Raw genomic sequence first — 16,995 nt, 5'->3', positions numbered from 1 at the left:
GCGGACGCATAACGAAGCCGTAAACTGGCTAACCAGAGAGGCTTAGGGTTAGCCAGATTAATATTACTGGCACACTTCAGCTTCATTATCGTCACGCCGATGTTGTGCAAGCGTACAATAATATAAAAAATGGCTGGCTTAATTTTGTATAAAGGAGGGGGTATTATTTTTCCTTAACCATTTTTTTAAAACGTTCAATAAGATTTTTATATCTGGCGGGTTGCGCTGTAAAAATAGTGGCATATTCCGCGATCGTATCAGGTGAAACAAACAGGAAGGTATGGGCTTCCTGTAACTGCTCAAACGTGGCGTTAACCGACTTATCGCACGGAGGCTGGAACAGGGCACAGTGAGATTTTTTCGAGGCGTAAAACAGACGAACCGTTACGCTCGGGGCCCCGTAAAGCTCTTCACAGATAAAAAGAAGGTGGCCTCGTTTCGCGTTTTCATCGCGTTCAGTTGCCTGAAATTCTCCCTTTACCGCACTCAACACCCCGTTGGCGATCGCCATCGCGCTGCCACTACTCAGGCCGGGGATGAGCTGCTGTATGATTTGTGTATCAACGTTAACCCCACTGTTTTTGATTGTTAGTATGTTCCTGTTTTTCTGCACTTCAACAAAAAAAGCAGACTTACCCATCAGGGAGCGCCATGCCTCATAGTCAAAAAGTGATCTACCCGATTGATTCATCGCGCTGGACATGGCTGCAAACAACACCGCCACGCTGGCAAATAATTTTTTGGTGCGTATGGTTAATTCAGCAGAGGTTAAGACAAAGAGAATATTTCCACTCTGATTTATTCGCAGCAGGGCATGTTTTTCAGTATCGATGGCACAGTCCAGTACCATCAGACCCCGATGCTTTTCTTCCAGCTCCGGTGATACAAAGAGATAGTTATCCAGGGGCGCTTTTCCTGCGTCTACATATGTATCCAGATTGGTATCGATAATTGGTTCAATATTCATAAAATAACTCTCTTATACTTATTAAGTGTAGAAATAAAATACGCGCGAATGATTTCAATTTATGATGGGCATTATATTTTTTGAGTAAAATCCTATGCTGTTAAATATGCGCTGAATAAAATAAGGAAAATGTGATGAATGTCGTCATTCCTGGGTTTATATAATTAAAAGTGATCAATTTTATATTGTTAATATCTTTTATCTATATTAATAGAACGATGTATCACGCAAAATGATCTTTTCCGCGCGGGCTGGGACGAGGCAAGGCCGGAGACAGAGAGGAAAAAGCCCGGAACAGGGCTGCTGTTCCGGGCTTTTTAGAGGAAGGGCTATCGCTGCGGTTCCGCCTGTTTCATCGGAATCAATGCAATCACTACCGCACCCAGCACCAGGAAACCGGCCACCATAAAAATACCGGCGTTAAAGTTCCCGGTGAGATCTTTCATCATCCCCATCAGCAGTGGGCCCAGCGCGGCGCCGGTCATCCCGGTGGCGTTGATCACTGCAATACCTAAGGCGCGGGCACGCAGAGAGATGGAACGATCCGGGGTGGTCCAGAAGATCACCATGGCGGCAAAGGCCCCGGCCGAGGCCATCACGATGCCAGTGAACTGCAGCATCGGATCGGTGCTGGTGGCGGTGAGGATCCAGCCTGCGGCGGCAAAGAGGTACGGCAGCAGGGTGTGGACTTTACGCTCGTTGCGCTTGTCGGAACGTTTACTCCACCAGACCATTGCCACAATGGTACAGACCTGTGGAATGGCGCTCAGGATACCGATAGTCACGTTACTGCTCTCCTCGCTGATGCTGCGCAGGATCAGCGGCGTCCAGACGCTCAGGGCGCTCAGGGTGTTGGTCAGGCAGAAGTAGGCGAGGGTGTAAAGCATGATAGTGGGCGTGAACAGCTCGCGCATCAGGCTACGCTGCTGCGGCGCCAGGGCGGCCTGCTCCCGCAGCTGCTTACTCTCGGCGTTCAGGCGATCCGCTTCCAGCATCTCCTTCAGGCAGGCTTTATCATCCTGGGTCAGCCAGCGCGCTTTATCCGGGCTGTCGTCCAGCCAGAACCAGACCACAAAGCCCAGAATGACCGACGGGAAGCCTTCGAGCAGGAACAGCCACTGCCAGCCCTTCAGGTTCATCACCCCATCTAGGTTGAGAATATAGCCGGAGGCCAGCGAACCCAGCGCCATGGTCACCGGCATGGCAATCATAAACAGGGCGTTAGCGCGGGCGCGGTAGTGCGCCGGGAACCAGAACGTTAAATAGAGTAACAGCCCCGGCAGGAAGCCCGCTTCGGCAATCCCCACCAGCATACGCAGCACGTACAGGCTGTTAGGGCCGGTAGCGAACATCGTGGCGGTGGAGGCGATCCCCCACACCACCATCAGAATCGCAATCCAGCGGCGCGCGCCCACTCTGCTCAGCATCACGTTGCTGGGGATCCCGCAGATGACATACATCACGTAAAACAGCGTGGTTGCCAGTCCGAACATGGTGCTGGTGAGGCCCAGATCTTTGCCCATCGTCAGACCGGCAAAGCCGATGTTGATGCGATCCAGATACGAAAAGACGAACAGAATGAACAAAAAGGTGATCAATCGCCGGAATAACTTTTTGATCACCCGCTGTTGACGCGGATCGAGCGTGTCGTCAGCAGACGCAGGCGGAGCCAGCACGCTAGCGCGTGTTTGCTCCATCGATGGGCTCTCATTCATGAAATGCTCCACATAACGGTTAGAGGTAGTGTTAGCCCCGTTTGACGCGGGGTGTTTTTATAATGTGTTGATAAGCAGGTAAATTTTAATAAAAGCCGATAACTAGCGGGTAAGGGGAGCTACCCGGTGCACGCGATGCAAACACGTGCGCTAACGTATAGGAAATCGCGAGCATGGACGTCAATGTTCTGTTTAAAAAATGATACGTAATTGTTAATCTCGTAGCGTTTTTGAATCATAATGCGATATCGATCGGCTTTTGCGGCGCAGCGAGTGGTTAACCGCAGGGGGCAGGGTGCGATCGGGCTATAGCGGGGGATAAATAGCGGGTATAATTGCGGTCAATGCATTACTTCTGGAACGTCATTTCATGAGTCATACGAACACATCGTCAGACAGCGGCCCCACTTTTCACCGCGAAGAGTTCCCGTTCTACTGGATAGTTAACGTCTACGCACGTTATACGCAAGTGATGGAAATCACACTGAAAAAGGTGCAGCTTGATGTGTCCCGCTTTCGGGTGCTGATGATTACCGAGCAGTACGGTAAGGCCAGCATTTCGCAGATCGCCGAATTCGCGATGGCCAAAATGCCCACCGTCACCAAAATCGTTGGTCGCCTGCGCGACGATGGCCTGGTGACCACCGCCAGCAGCGTGCAGGATGCCAGAGTGACCGAAGTGATGCTCACCGATGCCGGACGCGAAAAAGTGGCCGAGGCACACCGCCTTACCCGCAAGGTTTTCGAGAAGGGTTTTAAGGGCATGACCGCGGCCCAGCGGGAAAAAATGAACCTCTCACTGTCGAAGGTACTCGACAACCTCAACGCGCTCTGAAGCGTTCCCGCAGAGAATTGCGGATTTGTGACAGCCTTAAAAATTCAAGATAAGTCACTGTAAAGTATAATATTATAAAAGAGCCGCTCTGATGACCAGAGCGGCTCTTTTTTCATTTCCGCGCCGCGTTTATTGTTATTTATCATCATCCTAAGCCTCTCTTCATGGATTGTTAGAAAAATGTTTCAGTGTTATTTTTTCGTAAAATTAACGTGAAATATTACTTGAATATTCATCTAAATCTTCCATGATTGACCAGAACAAACGTGGGTCGAACCGCAGCGAAGAGTGCGTCACCCAAATGTGATTCGTTTTTTCTGGTTAAGGTGCAAATTATGCAACCTGTTACTGAGAGCAATGGTTTTGTCACCCGATGTACCCTCGGCGAGGGCGATCTCCGCTTCGCGGTAAAAGACACCCTCGACATCGCAGGCTTTCCCACCCGTGCAGGCTGCCCGGCACTGGCCGCAAACCCGGCGGCGGAACAACATGCCGACGTGGTCGCAACCCTTCTCGGGCAGAAGTGCATCCTGACCGGAAAAACCACCCTGCACGAGCTGGCGTTTGGTGTCACCGGAATCAACCCCTGGGCCGGCACGCCGGTTAACCCGCTGTTTCCTGACCTGATCCCCGGCGGCTCCTCCAGCGGCTCTGCCGCAGTGGTGGCTGCTGGTGAGGTGGATTTTGCGCTCGGCACCGATACCGGTGGCTCGGTGCGCATGCCTGCCGCCTGCTGCGGCATCCTCGGCTTAAAACCGACTTACGGCGCCGTGAGCCGGGCAGGGGTGATGCCCGCGCAAAGCTCGCTGGACTGCGTGGGGATCTTCGCCCGAGAGCCGGGCGTCCTGCGTGACGTACTGACCCGACTGGGGCTGCCGGTTGACGCGCCGCTGCACAGGATGCCCGCCATCGGCTTTATCCCGTCGGCGCTCATCAGCATCGATTCCCTGCTGTTGAACTTCCTCGCCCAGGCCGACCTGCAACCGCGTCAGGCTGAATTGCCGCTGCTGGGGGATGCCCATCGCGCCGGGTTGACCCTCATCAGCCATGAAAACTGGCAGGCTTTTAAAACGCTACTGCGTGACGACAGGGTCTCTGCCGACGTCGGCACCCGCATCCGTGCCGGGGCCGGGATCGATGCCCATGCCCTTGAGGCCGCAGAGGCTATCCGCCGCACATTTACCGCCCAGGTGGATGACCAACTGGCGAAAACCCCGTTGCTGGCCCTGGCAACCCTGCCGGAACTGCCGCCCACGCTGGAAGAGGCGAAGGATCCGCTGAGCGTCGTCAATCTCACCCGGCTGGTGCGCCCGTTCAACCTCAGCGGCCACCCGGCGCTGACCCTGCCTGCGGGTACGCTTGATGGCCGTCCGGTGGCGCTACAGCTCGTTGCCGGCAAAGGGCAGGAGGGGCTGCTGGTGCAGGCGGCTGAATGGCTCTCTGAGCGACGACGCCGCTAACCATCCCGCTTTACCGACAGTTTCAACACTAACTCAGTGAGTACCACTCATTGCGGCAGCACTCGTCTCTCTGCGGGCCGCACACTCTTTTGGGAGGAAGCTATGTCTGCCGTTCATGTTCGTGAGGAACTCGTTCCACTGCTGAATGAAGTCGCCACCCGCAGCGCCGATTTTGAGCAACAGCGTCATATCTCGGACGACATCATCGCCCGCTTTAAGCAGGTGGGCGTCTACCGCGCGTTAGTCCCCAAAATCTACGGCGGCGAGGAGTGTACCCCGGCACAGTTCTGTGAGCTGATCGAGCAGATTGCCACCGCCGATGGCTCCGCAGGCTGGGTCGCCAGCTTCGGCATGAGCCCCTTCTACCTTGGGGCGCTGCCGCCGGACACCCTGAAAGAACTCTACCGTGACGGCCCGGACGTGGTCTTCGCCGGCGGTATTTTCCCGCCGCAGAAAGCGGTGCTGGCGGATGGCGGCTACCGCGTCTCTGGCCGCTGGGGCTTTGCCAGCGGCAGCATGGGGGCCTCGGTCTTTGGCGTCGGCATCCTGCCGGAGAGCGGCGAACCGCTGCCGCGCATGGCGGTACTACCCCGCGACAGCGTGCAGATTGACCCGGTGTGGAACACCGTCGGCCTGGCCGGAACCGGCAGCCACGATCTGGTGGTTAACGATGCGTTTGTGCCGCAGGAGTGGACCTTTATACGCGGCGGCGCCCTTAACCTGGAGGGGGCGCTCTATCGCTATCCGGTGCTCTCCCTGGCCACCCAGGTGCTCTCGGTGGTGGCGCTCGGCGTCGCCCGCGCGGCCCTCCATGAAATCTATGCCATTGCCCATCGTCAGCAGTCGGTGACCGGCGCGCCGCGCCTCGCGGAACGGCCGCAGGCGCAGATGCAGATAGCCCGCTGCGAAGCGGAACTGCGCTCCGCCCGGGCCTGGTTCTATGAGGCCATCGACGAGGTGTGGCAGTGCATCCTCGCCGGGGATGACCCTGCCTGCGCGCAGATCAACGCCCTGCGGCTCTCCTCCACCCACGCCACCCGCGTGGCCGCTGAAGTTACCCGCCAGGCGCTGGCACTGAACGGCATGGGCGGCATCACTATGAAAAGCCCGCTGCAACGCTACGTCCGCGACACCATGGTGATCACCCAGCACGCCTTTATGGGCGACCTCTCTTATCTCAACGCCGGTACGGTCTATTTCGGTGGCCAGCCTCTGCCGGGTTATTTGTAATTTTCACCACAGGAGCAACAGATGAGCCAGATAACAACCTTACGCGTGCTGTTTTGCATCGGCGTGAACCAAAACTTTTTTGATGCCACCCCGGCAGAAGCCAGACAGGTGTGGGCCGCGTTCGGCGTGATGATGAAAGGCATCGACGAAACCCAGGGCATCCGCGTCATCGGCAACATGGACGATGACCGCCTGATGGTCGGCCCGTCCACCACCTCGCCCTGGACCACCTACGTGCTGGCCGATGCCGACACCCTCGACAGCGTGGTGGCCGCCTGCAACCTGTTCCGCACCACTCCGGTGGGCGACGGCGAGTACAAGCTGTGGAAGTACTGCAAGATCGAAGCCCGCGTCGGGCGTGAGCTGATCATTCAGTAACGGAGCACACCATGAGCCCACAGGATGCGCTGCGTTTACAGCAGCTTGAGGATCAGCAGGCCGCCCGGGTCTGTATCAGCACCTACATGCGGCTGTGCGATCGCCTCGACAGCATGGAGACGGTACAGGCCATCGGCGCGCTGTTCAGCGCAGACGCCTGCTGGGAAGGGCTGGGTGAACCCTACGCCACCCGGCTGGGCAGACATCAGGGGCGCGAGGCGATTGTAGCGATGATGGCGGGCTACGTCCGCACGCCCGCGCACTTCGCCCTGAATGGCCACTTTTTATGCTCCGAGGCGCTCTGGCACGAGGCCGACGGCGAGCTGCATGGCCGCTGGCAGATGCTGCAAACCTCCGCCTTTACCGCCGGTGGCGCGCACCTGAATGCTGCCGAGCTGCAGATTATTTTCCGTCGCGAAGCTGGGGAGATGACCATGCACCATTTCACCACCCGCAACCTGTTCAGCAGGCCGGTAAGCCACTGGCATGCGGCGGATGCGCTACCTGTACCGGACAAAAACTAAAACGCCGACCACGAGCAGGAGAAAGATTATGCAGTGTGACCAGATCATCAATGTCAAAAATATCGATACCACGACGCCGAGGGCCCCGAGCCGGGAAGCGATTGCGGCTCTGGTAAAGGCGGATCGTGTCCACACGTCGCTCTACACCTCTGACGAGCTGTTCCAGCTGGAGCTGGAGCGCATTTTCAGCAAAACCTGGGTCTGGGTGGCGCACGTCAGCGAGATCCCGGAGACCGGCAGCTTCAAAACCACCGAGATCGGCACCCAGCCGGTGATCGTGGTGCGCGACCGCAAAGGCACCCTCCACACCCTGCTAAACCGCTGCCGCCATCGCGCGGCCACCGTCTGCGAACACCGCAGCGGCAAAACCAACAGCTTCGTCTGCCCCTACCACGGCTGGGGCTACGCCCTAGACGGCAGCCTGCGCGGCGTGCCGCACCCGGAAAGCTATGCCGACAGGCTTGAGAAGAACGAACTGGGGCTGGTGTCGCTGCGTACTGAGCAGTATGCGGGCATGGTTTTCGCCACCTTTAACGAGCAGATCGAACCGCTGGAGGATTTCCTCGGCGCGGCGAAGAAGTGGATGGATCTCTTTATGAAGCAGGGGGCGGGCTACCCGATCAAAACCGGGCCTGCACACCGCTTCCGCTTCCCGGGCAACTGGAAAATTCAGCTGGAGAACACCACCGACGGCTATCACTTCCCGGTTGTGCACCGTTCTTTCCTGAGCTCCGTCGATAAGCAGACCGAAGAGATGCTCAACTTCGTGGACGGCAGCGGCTATGTCGAAGATCTCGGCAACGGCCACAGCGTGATGGTGATGATCCCGGAACTGGTGGATCTGGAGGCCAACCTCGATGCGCCCATCCCGGAGCGCTTTATCGGGCTGGCGGACGAACTGCGAAAAGATCACGACGAAGCGCAGGTCAGACGCATCGTGCGCGCGGTGGGCGGCTCCGGCTTCAACCTCAACCTGTTCCCGAACATCGCCTGTTCAATGGCTTTCTTCCGCGTCCTGCAACCCATCTCAGTGATGGAAACCGAAATTCATCACGCGGTGATCACCATGGACGGCGGGCCGGAGATCGCGAACCAGGCGCGGCTGCGTCTGCACGAGCACTTCCAGGGGCCGATGGGCTTTGGCACCCCGGACGACTCCGAGGCCTGGGAGCGCGTGCAGCGCGGAGCCACCGCGGGGGATGACCTGTGGATCATGCTCAACCGCGGCCTGGCGGGGGAGTACCGCACCGATGACGGCCTGCGCAGCGACGTCAGCGCCGAAACCGGGATGCGCGCGGCCTACCAGCAGTGGAAAAAATTGATGACGGAGAGCGAAAAATGATGACGCCAGATTCTGTGCTGTTTGCGGCGATGTCCGTAATCAACCTCGAAGGCGATCTGCTGGACCAGGGCGAGTTCAACGCCTGGCTGGATCTCTGGCAGCGCGACGGCCTTTACGTGGTGCCCATCGACCCGAACGAAACCGATTTTAAAAACACCCTTAACTACGCCTGCGACGATCACCACATGCGCGAGAAGCGGGTGAAGCGCCTCTACAGCGGAGAGTCCATCTCCACCACGCCCCGCGCCAGAACCCTGCGCACCCTGTCGCGCTTCCGCCTGCTGGAGTCCCGCGAGGATCTGATCGTGGTGCGCGGGGCGCAGTCCCTGTGGGAGCACCGCAAAGGCCACAGCCGCCACTATGCCGCGGATATCACCTGGCACCTGACACCGCAGGAGGGCAGGTTGCTGATTACCCGGAAGGTGATCCGCCTGGTCAACAGCGACGATGTGCTGCACAGCATCGGCTACATCCTCTGAGGAACTCCCCATGACGCAAACCGTATTAGTGACCGGCGCGGCCGCCGGTCTGGGCAACGTGATTGCCGCTCACCTGCTGGCGCAGGGGGATCAGGTGGTGCTGACCGACGTTGATGTGGCCCGCGCCCGGGAAGCTGCGGATCGTCTTGATGACGGCCAGGGCAGAGTGCTGGCGCTGGGGTTAGATATCTGCCAGCCGCAGGATTTTGCGCAGGCGCTCGACGCGACCATTAAACGCTTCGGCAGCCTGGAGGTGCTGGTCAACAACGCTGCCCTGACCCTCGCCACCCCGGTGATGGAGATTACGGTGGAGGAGTTCGACCGGGTGATCGCCACCAACCTGCGCGGCACCTTTGTCGGCTGCCAGACCCTGGGGCGTTACTTCGCAAGTACAGGCTACGGCCGCATCATCAACCTCGCCTCGTTAGCGGGGCAGAACGGCGGCACCGCCTCCGGCGCCCACTACGCCGCCTCGAAGGGCGGCATTCTGACCCTGACCAAAATCTTTGCCCGGGAGCTCGGCAAATCCGGCGTGACGGTGAACGCCATCGCCCCGGGCCCGCTGGATCTGCCGATGGTTCACGCCCTGGTGCCGGAAGAGAAGATGGCCGGTCTGCTGGGGATGATCCCGGTCGGCCAGTTAGGGGAAGCCGGGTTTGTTGCCCAGGCGGTGGCTTTGCTGGCATCAGAGCAGGCGTCGTTTGTCACCGGGGCGACCTGGGACATCAACGGCGGTCTGTTTATGCGTTAAGGAGCCAACATGCTGACATTACAGGTTATCAGGCGGGAGTTGCAGGGCGAGGTGCTCCTGCTGACGCTGGCGCATGCTGACGGGAACGATCTTCCGGCATTCAGCGCGGGGGCGCATATCGATCTCCATCTTGCAGACGGCCTGGTGCGTCCGTACTCCCTCTGCGGCGACCCGCAGGATCGCCGTCACTACCAGCTCGGCATTCTGAAAGACAAAAAGTCTCAGGGCGGCTCCCTTGCCGCGCATGCGCTCAACGTTGGGGATCGGATCCAGGTCAGCGATCCGCGCAACCTCTTTGCACTGGAGGAGACGGCCAGCCATTGCCTGCTGATTGGCGGCGGGATCGGTATCACCCCGATGCTGGCGATGGCCGCCGAACTGCACGCCAGCGGCCGCTCCTTCAGCCTGCACTACTGCGCCCGTACCCGGGCCGGGGCGGCGTTTATTGCCCAGTTGGAGCAGGCGGCCTGGGCCGACCGCGTGCATCTGCACTTCAGCGACACGCAACGCCTCAATCTGAAGGCGGTGCTGAGCGACGTCCCGGCCAATACCCACGTCTACACCTGCGGTCCGACCCGGCTGATGGATGCGGTCACCGACGAGGCAAGCCGCCTCGGTTATCGCCCGGAGCAGGTGCATCAGGAGTGCTTCAGCGCCGAAGTCGTCACCGGTGGTGCGGCCTTTGAGGTGGTCGCCGCCGCAAGCGGCATTACCGTCCAGGTGCTGGAGAACCAGACCATCGTCGAGGCGCTGGCCCAGGCCGGGCTGAAGGTCTGCGTCTCCTGCAAACAGGGGATCTGCGGCAGCTGCCTGACCGACGTGCTGGAGGGAGAGCCGGACCATCGCGACAGCTACCTGACCGACGAAGAGAAAGCTGACGGCGATCAGATGTTGTTGTGCTGCTCCCGGGCCAAAAGCGCCCGTTTAGTCATCGATCTGTGAGGAAACCCTTATGACACTGCAAACCGAATTTCGTAACGCGATGGCACAGCTGGGGAGTGCGGTCTCGGTGATCACCACCGACGGCCCGGCGGGTAAATTTGGTTTTACCGCTTCCGCCGTCTGCAGCGTCACGGACTCGCCGCCGACGCTGCTGGTCTGTATGAACCGCAACTCCTATGCCAACGCGCACTTCAAGCAGAACGGAGCGCTGTGCGTCAACGTCCTCTCCAGCGACCATCAGGATCTCTGTGGGGTCTTCGCCAACGCCAGCCTGCGATCCGAGCAGCGTTTTGCGTATGACTCCTGGCAGGTGATGGCCAGCGGCGCGCCGGTGCTCAGCTCGTCGGTCGCCAGCTTCGACTGCCTGATCGACACCTGTCATGAAGTGGGCAGCCACTCCGTTTTCTACTGCCAGGTGCAGGCGATACGCATCAGCGAAGCGCCGCGCGGGCTGGTCTACTTTAACCGTCGCTACCATGCCATCGGGCATGATGTGGAAGCGTAAAACCAACCATAAGGGTAACGCTGATGAGCAATGTCGTGACTGAAAACCGCAACGCTGCGGCCGCCGTTCCACACGATGCCGGGCAGATGCGCAAGCTGGTGTTCGCCTCGGTACTGGGTAATGCCCTGGAATGGTATGACTTCTTCCTCTACGGCACCGCCGCGGCGCTGGTGTTTGGCCCGCTCTTCTTCCCGGTGGTCGGCGACCCGATGCAGGGCACGCTGCTGGCCTTCTCCGGCTTTGCGGTGGGCTTTCTCGCCCGTCCGCTGGGCGGGATTGTCTTCGGTCATCTTGGGGATCGCTACAGTCGCAAGATGACGCTGATCATGACCCTGACCCTAATGGGAGCCACCACCTTTGTCATCGGCCTGCTGCCGACCTACGCGCAGATTGGCATCTGGGCGCCGCTCTCCCTGATCACGCTGCGCTTTTTACAAGGCGTGGCATCGGGCGGTGAGTGGGGCGGTGGGGTGCTGATGCTGAGCGAGAACGCGCCCGCGTCCCGTCGCGGCTACTTTACCGCCTGGAGCCAGATGGGGGTCTCCGGCGGGTTTGTCCTCTCCGCCTTCGCCTTTTACCTGGTGCAGAAGCTGCCGGAAGCGGAGCTGATGAGCTGGGGCTGGCGCGTGCCCTTCCTGCTGAGCATCGTTATCTTCCTGGTCGGGGTCTATATCCGCAAAAACATCCGCGAGAGCAAAGCCTTTACTCAGGCCAGACCGGAAGAAAAACACGAGAAGATCCCGCTGATGGTGCTGGTGCGCGAGCATCCTAAGGCGCTGATGCAGGCCATCGCCCTGCGCCTGCCGGAGAACGGTGCCTCCTATATCTTCTTCACCTTCTCGGTGGTCTACGCCAAACACATCGGCATCGGTACCGGGGAGATCATCAGCGCCGTAACCCTGGCGATGCTGGTGGAGTTCTTCTCGATCCTGTTCTGGGGGGCGCTCTCGGATCGCATCGGCCTGAAGCCGGTCTACTACATCGGCGTCATTGGCCTGCTGGTAATGGCGTTCCCGTTCTTCTGGCTGCTCTCCACCGGCGACTACGGCTGGATCATGCTGGCGATGCTGCTCGGCCTGCCGTTCTGCCACGGGGCGATGATCGGCACCCAGCCCTGCATCATGAGCGACCTGTTCCCGGTGCGTGTGCGCTACTCCGGCCTGGCGCTGGGGCATGAGGTGGGCTCGATCTTCTCCGGCGGCCTGGGGCCGATGCTGGCGGTGGCCTTGCTGATGCATTTCGACGCCTCATGGCCGATCTCCCTGCTGCTGATGGCCTATGCCCTGCTGGCGTGGATCGCTCTGCGTAGCCTGCCGTCCACGAATAACAACGAGGTAACGAAATGATTGATAAACGGATTGCCGCCACCGACGGTGCCGTGGCGGACATTTTCGACGGCGCGGTGGTGATGGTGGGTGGATTTGGCGCCGCCGGACAGCCCGCCGAACTGCTGGATGCCCTGATCCGCCGCAGGCCGCGGGATCTGACCCTGATCAGCAACAATGCCGGGAACGGCGACTACGGTCTGGCGGCGCTGCTGAAGGCTGGCTGCGTGAAGAAGGTGATCTGCTCCTTCCCACGCCAGACCGACTCCTGGGTCTTTGACGACCTCTACCGCCGCGGCGAGGTCGAGCTGGAGCTGGTCCCGCAGGGCAACCTCGCGGCGCGCATTCAGGCGGGCGGCAGCGGGCTGGGGGCGATCTTCACCCCCACCGGGTTTGGCACCGAACTGGCGGCGGGCAAAGAGACCCGCCATATCGATGGCAAAGATTATGTCCTCGAGTACCCGTTAAAAGCTGATTTCGCCCTGATCAAAGCCCTGAAGGCCGACCGCTGGGGCAACCTGGTCTACGACAAAACCGGGCGCAACTTCGGGCCGATCATGGCCGCCGCCGCCCGCTGCACCATTGCCCAGGTGAGCGAGATTGTCGCCCTCGGCGAGCTCGACCCGGAGGCGGTGGTGACCCCCGGGATTTTTGTCCAGCGCGTGGTGACGGTCGCGCCGCAATGCCTGCAGCAGAGCGCATAAGGAGAGCCCGTGAATAAACTGACCCATCAACAGCTGGCCGAACGCATTGCCCGCGACATCCCGGAAGGGGCCTACGTCAACCTCGGCATCGGCCTACCGACGCGGATTGCCAACTATCTGCCTGCGGACCGCGAGATCTTCCTGCACAGCGAAAACGGCATTCTCGGTATGGGGCCTGCGCCGGAACCGGGCTGTGAAGATCCGGAGCTGATTAACGCCGGGAAACAGCCGGTGACGCTGCTTGCGGGCGGCTGCTATTTCCATCATGGCGACTCCTTCACCATGATGCGCGGCGGCCACCTGGATATCTGCGTGCTGGGGGCCTATCAGGTCTCCGAACGCGGGGATCTGGCGAACTGGAGCACCGGCGAGCCCTCTTCGATTCCCGCCGTCGGCGGGGCGATGGACCTGGCGATTGGCGCGAAGCGCGTCTATGTGATGACCGAACATCTGACCCGTCAGGGCGACTGCAAGATTGTCAAAACCTGCACCTATCCGCTGACCGGCATGGCCTGCATCGACCGGATCTACACCGACATGGCGGTGATGGATATCACCGATCGGGGCATTGTGGTACGGGAACTGTTTGGCGACGTGACGGCGGAATACCTCCAGTCCGTCACCCCGGTGGCGCTCACCTTTGCCCTGAACAGCGAAACCGAGGAGGCGTGAATGGAGCTTGAATATCGCCTCGAGGGCCTGGAAGCGGCCCCGCTGCTGGTGCTCTCCAACTCGCTCGGCACCACCTGGGAGATGTGGCAGGGGCAGATGGCCGATTTTACCCGCCATTTTCGCGTGCTGCGCTACAACACCCGCGGGCATGGCCGCTCTCCGGTTTCGGCTGGGGGCATCACTCTCGACTCGCTGGGGCAGGACGTGATTGCCCTGCTGGATCGTCTCGACGTTGAGCGGGCCTGTTTTTGCGGTATCTCGCTGGGCGGCATGACCGGGATGTGGCTCAACCGGCACGCCCCGTCGCGTTTTGATCGCATCGTGGTGGCGAACACCGCGGCAAAAATCGGTGAAGCGAAAGGCTGGCAGCAGCGCGCCGCAACGGTGCGCCAGCAGGGGATGGCCCCGGTCGCCAGCACCGCGGCGGCGCGCTGGTTCACCCCGGCATATCGCCAAAGCAATCCCGGGATGGTGAAGCTGCTGGTTGACGGTCTGGCCGACACCCCAGCCGAAGGTTACGCCGCCTGCTGCGAAGCGCTGGCAACGGCGGATCTCCGTGATGAGGTGGCGGCCATGCTGCGCCCAATGCTGGCTATCGCAGGGGATGAAGATCCGGTCACCACGGTGCAGGACGCCCAGTGGATCGCGGCTCAGGCGAAGCAGACAGAATATGTGGCGTTACCCGCCTCGCACCTGTCGAACGTCGCCTGCCCGGACGCATTTAATCAGCAGGTGCTGACCTTTTTAACCCGCAGGAGCATGACATGACCCTCACTATAGAATCCCTGGTCTGCTGGCTGGTGGACATTCCCACCATCCGCCCGCACAAGCTGTCGATGGCCACCATGGGTTGCCAGACGCTCACCATCGTCCGGATGCAATGCGCGAACGGCGTTACCGGCTGGGGCGAAGCCACCACCATCGGCGGCATGAGCTACGGCCCGGAAAGCCCGGAGGCGATCAAATCCGCCATTGAAACCTATCTCGCCCCGCTGCTGTGCGGCCAGTCGTTCAGCGGCGTGGCGCAGCTCGCCGACAGGATGAACGCCCACGTAAAGGGTAACACTTTTGCCAAATCCGCCCTCGAAACCGCCTTCCTCGATGCCCAGGGCAAAGCGCTGGGGCTGCCGGTGAGTTCACTCCTGGGCGGGGCGCTCACCACGCGTCTGCCGGTGCTCTGGACCCTGGCGAGTGGCGACACCCGGAAAGATATCGAAGAGGGTAAACGCCTGCTGGCAGAGGGGCGACACAACACCTTCAAGCTGAAAATCGGCGCCCGCGGGCTGGAGGTGGATGTCCGCCACGCCCTGGCGATCAAGGCCGCGCTGGGCGACGAGGTGAGCGTGCGGGTGGACGTCAACCAGGCCTGGGATCTGACCACCGCTATTAAAGGGATGACGCAGCTACAGGCGGGCGGGATCGACCTGGTGGAGCAGCCGATCCCGCTGTGGGATCGGCAAGGGCTTATCACCCTCAGCCAGCGTTTTGCGGTACCGATCCTCGCCGACGAAGCGGTGGCCACCAGCCATGACGGCTACGCCCTGGCGAGCGGCGGCTTTACCGGGGCGTATGCCCTGAAGATCGCCAAAGCGGGCGGCCCGGCGCAGGCCCTGAAGCTGGCGCACGTGGCGCAGGCGGCAGGCGTGGCGCTGTACGGCGGCACCATGCTGGAAGGGACACTCGGCACCGTCGCCTCGCTGCACGCCTGGTCCACGGTGAGGATGCAGTGGGGCACCGAGATGTTCGGCCCGCTGCTGCTGAAGGATGACATCGTGGTCCGTCCGCTGGATTTCAGCCAGGGAGAGGTGACGTTACCGCAGGGGCCGGGGTTAGGCATTGAGATCGACGAAGACAAGCTGCGTCATTACGCACGTCAATAAAAGGAAAACGCGATGCTTTTTAAAGTGGAAATGACCGTCAACATCCCGTCGTCGCTGCCGGCGGCAGAGGTGGAAGCGATCAAGGCGAAAGAGAAAGCCTACTCCCAGCGCTTACAGCGTGAAGGCAAGTGGCCGCACATCTGGCGCGTGGTCGGGCAGTACGCCAACGTCAGCATTTTTGACGTGGCGGACAACCAGGAGCTGCACGACATCCTGACCGCGCTGCCGCTCTACCCGTGGATGGAGATCAGCGTGCAACCTCTGTGTACGCATCCCTCATCCATTCATCACTCGCAATAACAACAAACGTACCCTACAAAGAGGAATATGCAATGTCTGTGAATCCCGTACATCAAACCGAACTGGATACCTTACTCGCGATCAGCAGCGGCTTAAATTCCACCGGCGGTAACGATCGTTTAAAGAACATCATGCACCAGCTGCTGAGCGATCTGTGCAAGACCATCAAGCAGTTCGACGTGACGGATGAAGAGTTCTGGATTGCGGTGAACTACCTTAACGCGCTGGGCGGACGTCAGGAGGCGGCGCTGCTGGCGGCGGGCCTGGGTCTGGAGCACTATCTCGATATGCGCGCCGACGAGAAAGAGGCAGCCTCCGGCAACGACGTGGGCACCCCGCGCACCATCGAGGGGCCGCTGTACGTCGCCAACGCCCCGCTGAGCGAAGGCTTTGCCCGTATGGACGACGGGAAAGAGCAGGGCGAAACCCTATGGTTGCAGGGCCAGGTGACCGATCTGAACGGTAAGCCAGTGGCGGGCGCGATCGTGGATATCTGGCACGCCAACACCCTTGGCGGCTACTCGTTCTTCGACCCGTCCCAGAGCGAATACAACCTGCGCCGCCGCGTGCGCACCGGGGATGATGGCCGCTACGCCGTGCGCAGCATCGTGCCGTGCGGCTACGGCTGCCCACCGGATGGGCCGACACAGAAGCTACTGACTGCGCTTGGCCGCCACGGCAACCGCCCGGCCCACGTACACTTCTTTGTATCCGCGCCGGGGTACAAGCATCTGACCACCCAGATCAACCTCAACGGGGATGAGTATCTGTGGGATGACTTTGCCTTCGCGACCCGCGCGGAGCTGATTGCGGACCCGGTGAAGGTGACGGACGCGGCTGTGGCGCAGGCGCGGGATCTCGCAGGGGAGCATACGGAGGTGAACTTTAACTTTACGCTGGTGGAAGCGGCGGAGAGCGGGGAAGAGGAGAGAGGGAAGCGAGCGCGGGTTAAGGAGTGAGTGCTGAGAGGTTGATAGGGCCGGGTC

At 60.3% G+C, this 16,995-nt stretch carries 19 protein-coding genes; 17 read left to right on the top strand and 2 right to left on the bottom strand.

Annotation, left to right across the window (positions count from 1 at the left end):
- Positions 1-163: 163 nt before the first annotated feature.
- Positions 164-967 carry a Zygote formation protein zyg1 gene (locus GNG29_RS13075; RefSeq protein WP_103179989.1) on the bottom strand — a complete coding sequence of 268 codons (804 nt, stop codon included), beginning with the start codon at positions 965-967 and terminating at the stop codon, positions 164-166.
- A 329-nt stretch (positions 968-1,296) separates the two neighbouring features.
- Positions 1,297-2,664 carry a 4-hydroxyphenylacetate permease gene (gene hpaX, locus GNG29_RS13070; RefSeq protein WP_371816556.1) on the bottom strand — a complete coding sequence of 456 codons (1,368 nt, stop codon included), beginning with the start codon at positions 2,662-2,664 and terminating at the stop codon, positions 1,297-1,299.
- A gap of 388 nt (positions 2,665-3,052) precedes the next feature.
- On the opposite strand from hpaX, the gene GNG29_RS13065 reads away from it, so the two are divergent.
- From GNG29_RS13065 to catA, 17 genes are all read left to right on the top strand, one after another.
- Positions 3,053-3,517, top strand: coding sequence for a MarR family winged helix-turn-helix transcriptional regulator (locus tag GNG29_RS13065; RefSeq protein ID WP_103179987.1), 465 nt, complete (start codon positions 3,053-3,055; stop codon positions 3,515-3,517).
- A 335-nt stretch (positions 3,518-3,852) separates the two neighbouring features.
- A complete protein-coding gene (locus GNG29_RS13060; RefSeq protein ID WP_156654691.1) occupies positions 3,853-4,977 on the top strand; it encodes an amidase in 1,125 nt (374 codons plus the stop codon).
- 102 nt (positions 4,978-5,079) lie between these two features.
- Positions 5,080-6,207, top strand: a complete 1,128-nt coding sequence (locus tag GNG29_RS13055) for an acyl-CoA dehydrogenase family protein (protein WP_156654690.1) — start codon at positions 5,080-5,082, stop codon at positions 6,205-6,207.
- Positions 6,208-6,228: 21 nt separating this feature from the next.
- Positions 6,229-6,585 (top strand): IacB protein, encoded by a 357-nt coding sequence (locus tag GNG29_RS13050; protein WP_156654689.1) that lies wholly within the window; start codon positions 6,229-6,231, stop codon positions 6,583-6,585.
- 11 nt (positions 6,586-6,596) lie between these two features.
- Positions 6,597-7,109, top strand: coding sequence for a nuclear transport factor 2 family protein (locus GNG29_RS13045; RefSeq protein ID WP_156654688.1), 513 nt, complete (start codon positions 6,597-6,599; stop codon positions 7,107-7,109).
- Positions 7,110-7,137: 28 nt separating this feature from the next.
- Positions 7,138-8,451 carry a Rieske 2Fe-2S domain-containing protein gene (locus tag GNG29_RS13040; protein ID WP_156654687.1) on the top strand — a complete coding sequence of 438 codons (1,314 nt, stop codon included), beginning with the start codon at positions 7,138-7,140 and terminating at the stop codon, positions 8,449-8,451.
- Complete coding sequence (locus GNG29_RS13035) at positions 8,451-8,930, top strand: aromatic-ring-hydroxylating dioxygenase subunit beta (RefSeq protein WP_156655492.1); 480 nt, start codon at positions 8,451-8,453, stop codon at positions 8,928-8,930. The genes GNG29_RS13040 and GNG29_RS13035 overlap by 1 nt, the downstream gene beginning before the upstream one ends.
- A 10-nt stretch (positions 8,931-8,940) precedes the next feature.
- On the top strand, positions 8,941-9,681 hold the full coding sequence (locus GNG29_RS13030) for an SDR family NAD(P)-dependent oxidoreductase (RefSeq protein WP_156654686.1): 741 nt from the start codon (positions 8,941-8,943) through the stop codon (positions 9,679-9,681).
- 9 nt (positions 9,682-9,690) lie between these two features.
- A complete protein-coding gene (locus GNG29_RS13025) occupies positions 9,691-10,623 on the top strand; it encodes a PDR/VanB family oxidoreductase (RefSeq protein WP_103179980.1) in 933 nt (310 codons plus the stop codon).
- Positions 10,624-10,633: 10 nt separating this feature from the next.
- Positions 10,634-11,128, top strand: a complete 495-nt coding sequence (locus GNG29_RS13020) for a flavin reductase (RefSeq protein WP_103179979.1) — start codon at positions 10,634-10,636, stop codon at positions 11,126-11,128.
- An 86-nt stretch (positions 11,129-11,214) separates the two neighbouring features.
- A complete protein-coding gene (locus GNG29_RS13015) occupies positions 11,215-12,474 on the top strand; it encodes an MFS transporter (protein WP_197431854.1) in 1,260 nt (419 codons plus the stop codon).
- Positions 12,471-13,157 (top strand): 3-oxoacid CoA-transferase subunit A, encoded by a 687-nt coding sequence (locus GNG29_RS13010; protein WP_156654684.1) that lies wholly within the window; start codon positions 12,471-12,473, stop codon positions 13,155-13,157. The genes GNG29_RS13015 and GNG29_RS13010 overlap by 4 nt, the downstream gene beginning before the upstream one ends.
- A 9-nt stretch (positions 13,158-13,166) precedes the next feature.
- Positions 13,167-13,829, top strand: a complete 663-nt coding sequence (locus GNG29_RS13005; RefSeq protein ID WP_103179976.1) for a 3-oxoacid CoA-transferase subunit B — start codon at positions 13,167-13,169, stop codon at positions 13,827-13,829.
- Positions 13,830-14,597 carry a 3-oxoadipate enol-lactonase gene (pcaD, locus tag GNG29_RS13000; protein ID WP_156654683.1) on the top strand — a complete coding sequence of 256 codons (768 nt, stop codon included), beginning with the start codon at positions 13,830-13,832 and terminating at the stop codon, positions 14,595-14,597.
- A complete protein-coding gene (locus GNG29_RS12995) occupies positions 14,594-15,709 on the top strand; it encodes a muconate cycloisomerase family protein (protein WP_156654682.1) in 1,116 nt (371 codons plus the stop codon). The genes pcaD and GNG29_RS12995 overlap by 4 nt, the downstream gene beginning before the upstream one ends.
- A 12-nt stretch (positions 15,710-15,721) precedes the next feature.
- Positions 15,722-16,009 (top strand): muconolactone Delta-isomerase, encoded by a 288-nt coding sequence (catC, locus tag GNG29_RS12990; protein ID WP_103179973.1) that lies wholly within the window; start codon positions 15,722-15,724, stop codon positions 16,007-16,009.
- A gap of 32 nt (positions 16,010-16,041) precedes the next feature.
- Complete coding sequence (catA, locus tag GNG29_RS12985; RefSeq protein WP_156654681.1) at positions 16,042-16,968, top strand: catechol 1,2-dioxygenase; 927 nt, start codon at positions 16,042-16,044, stop codon at positions 16,966-16,968.
- Positions 16,969-16,995 lie beyond the last annotated feature (27 nt).

This window comes from Leclercia sp. Colony189 (assembly GCF_009740165.1).
Classification (GTDB): domain Bacteria; phylum Pseudomonadota; class Gammaproteobacteria; order Enterobacterales; family Enterobacteriaceae; genus Enterobacter.
The sequence above is the reverse complement of the archived record's forward strand: the minus strand, read 5'-3'. Positions and strand labels throughout refer to the sequence as shown.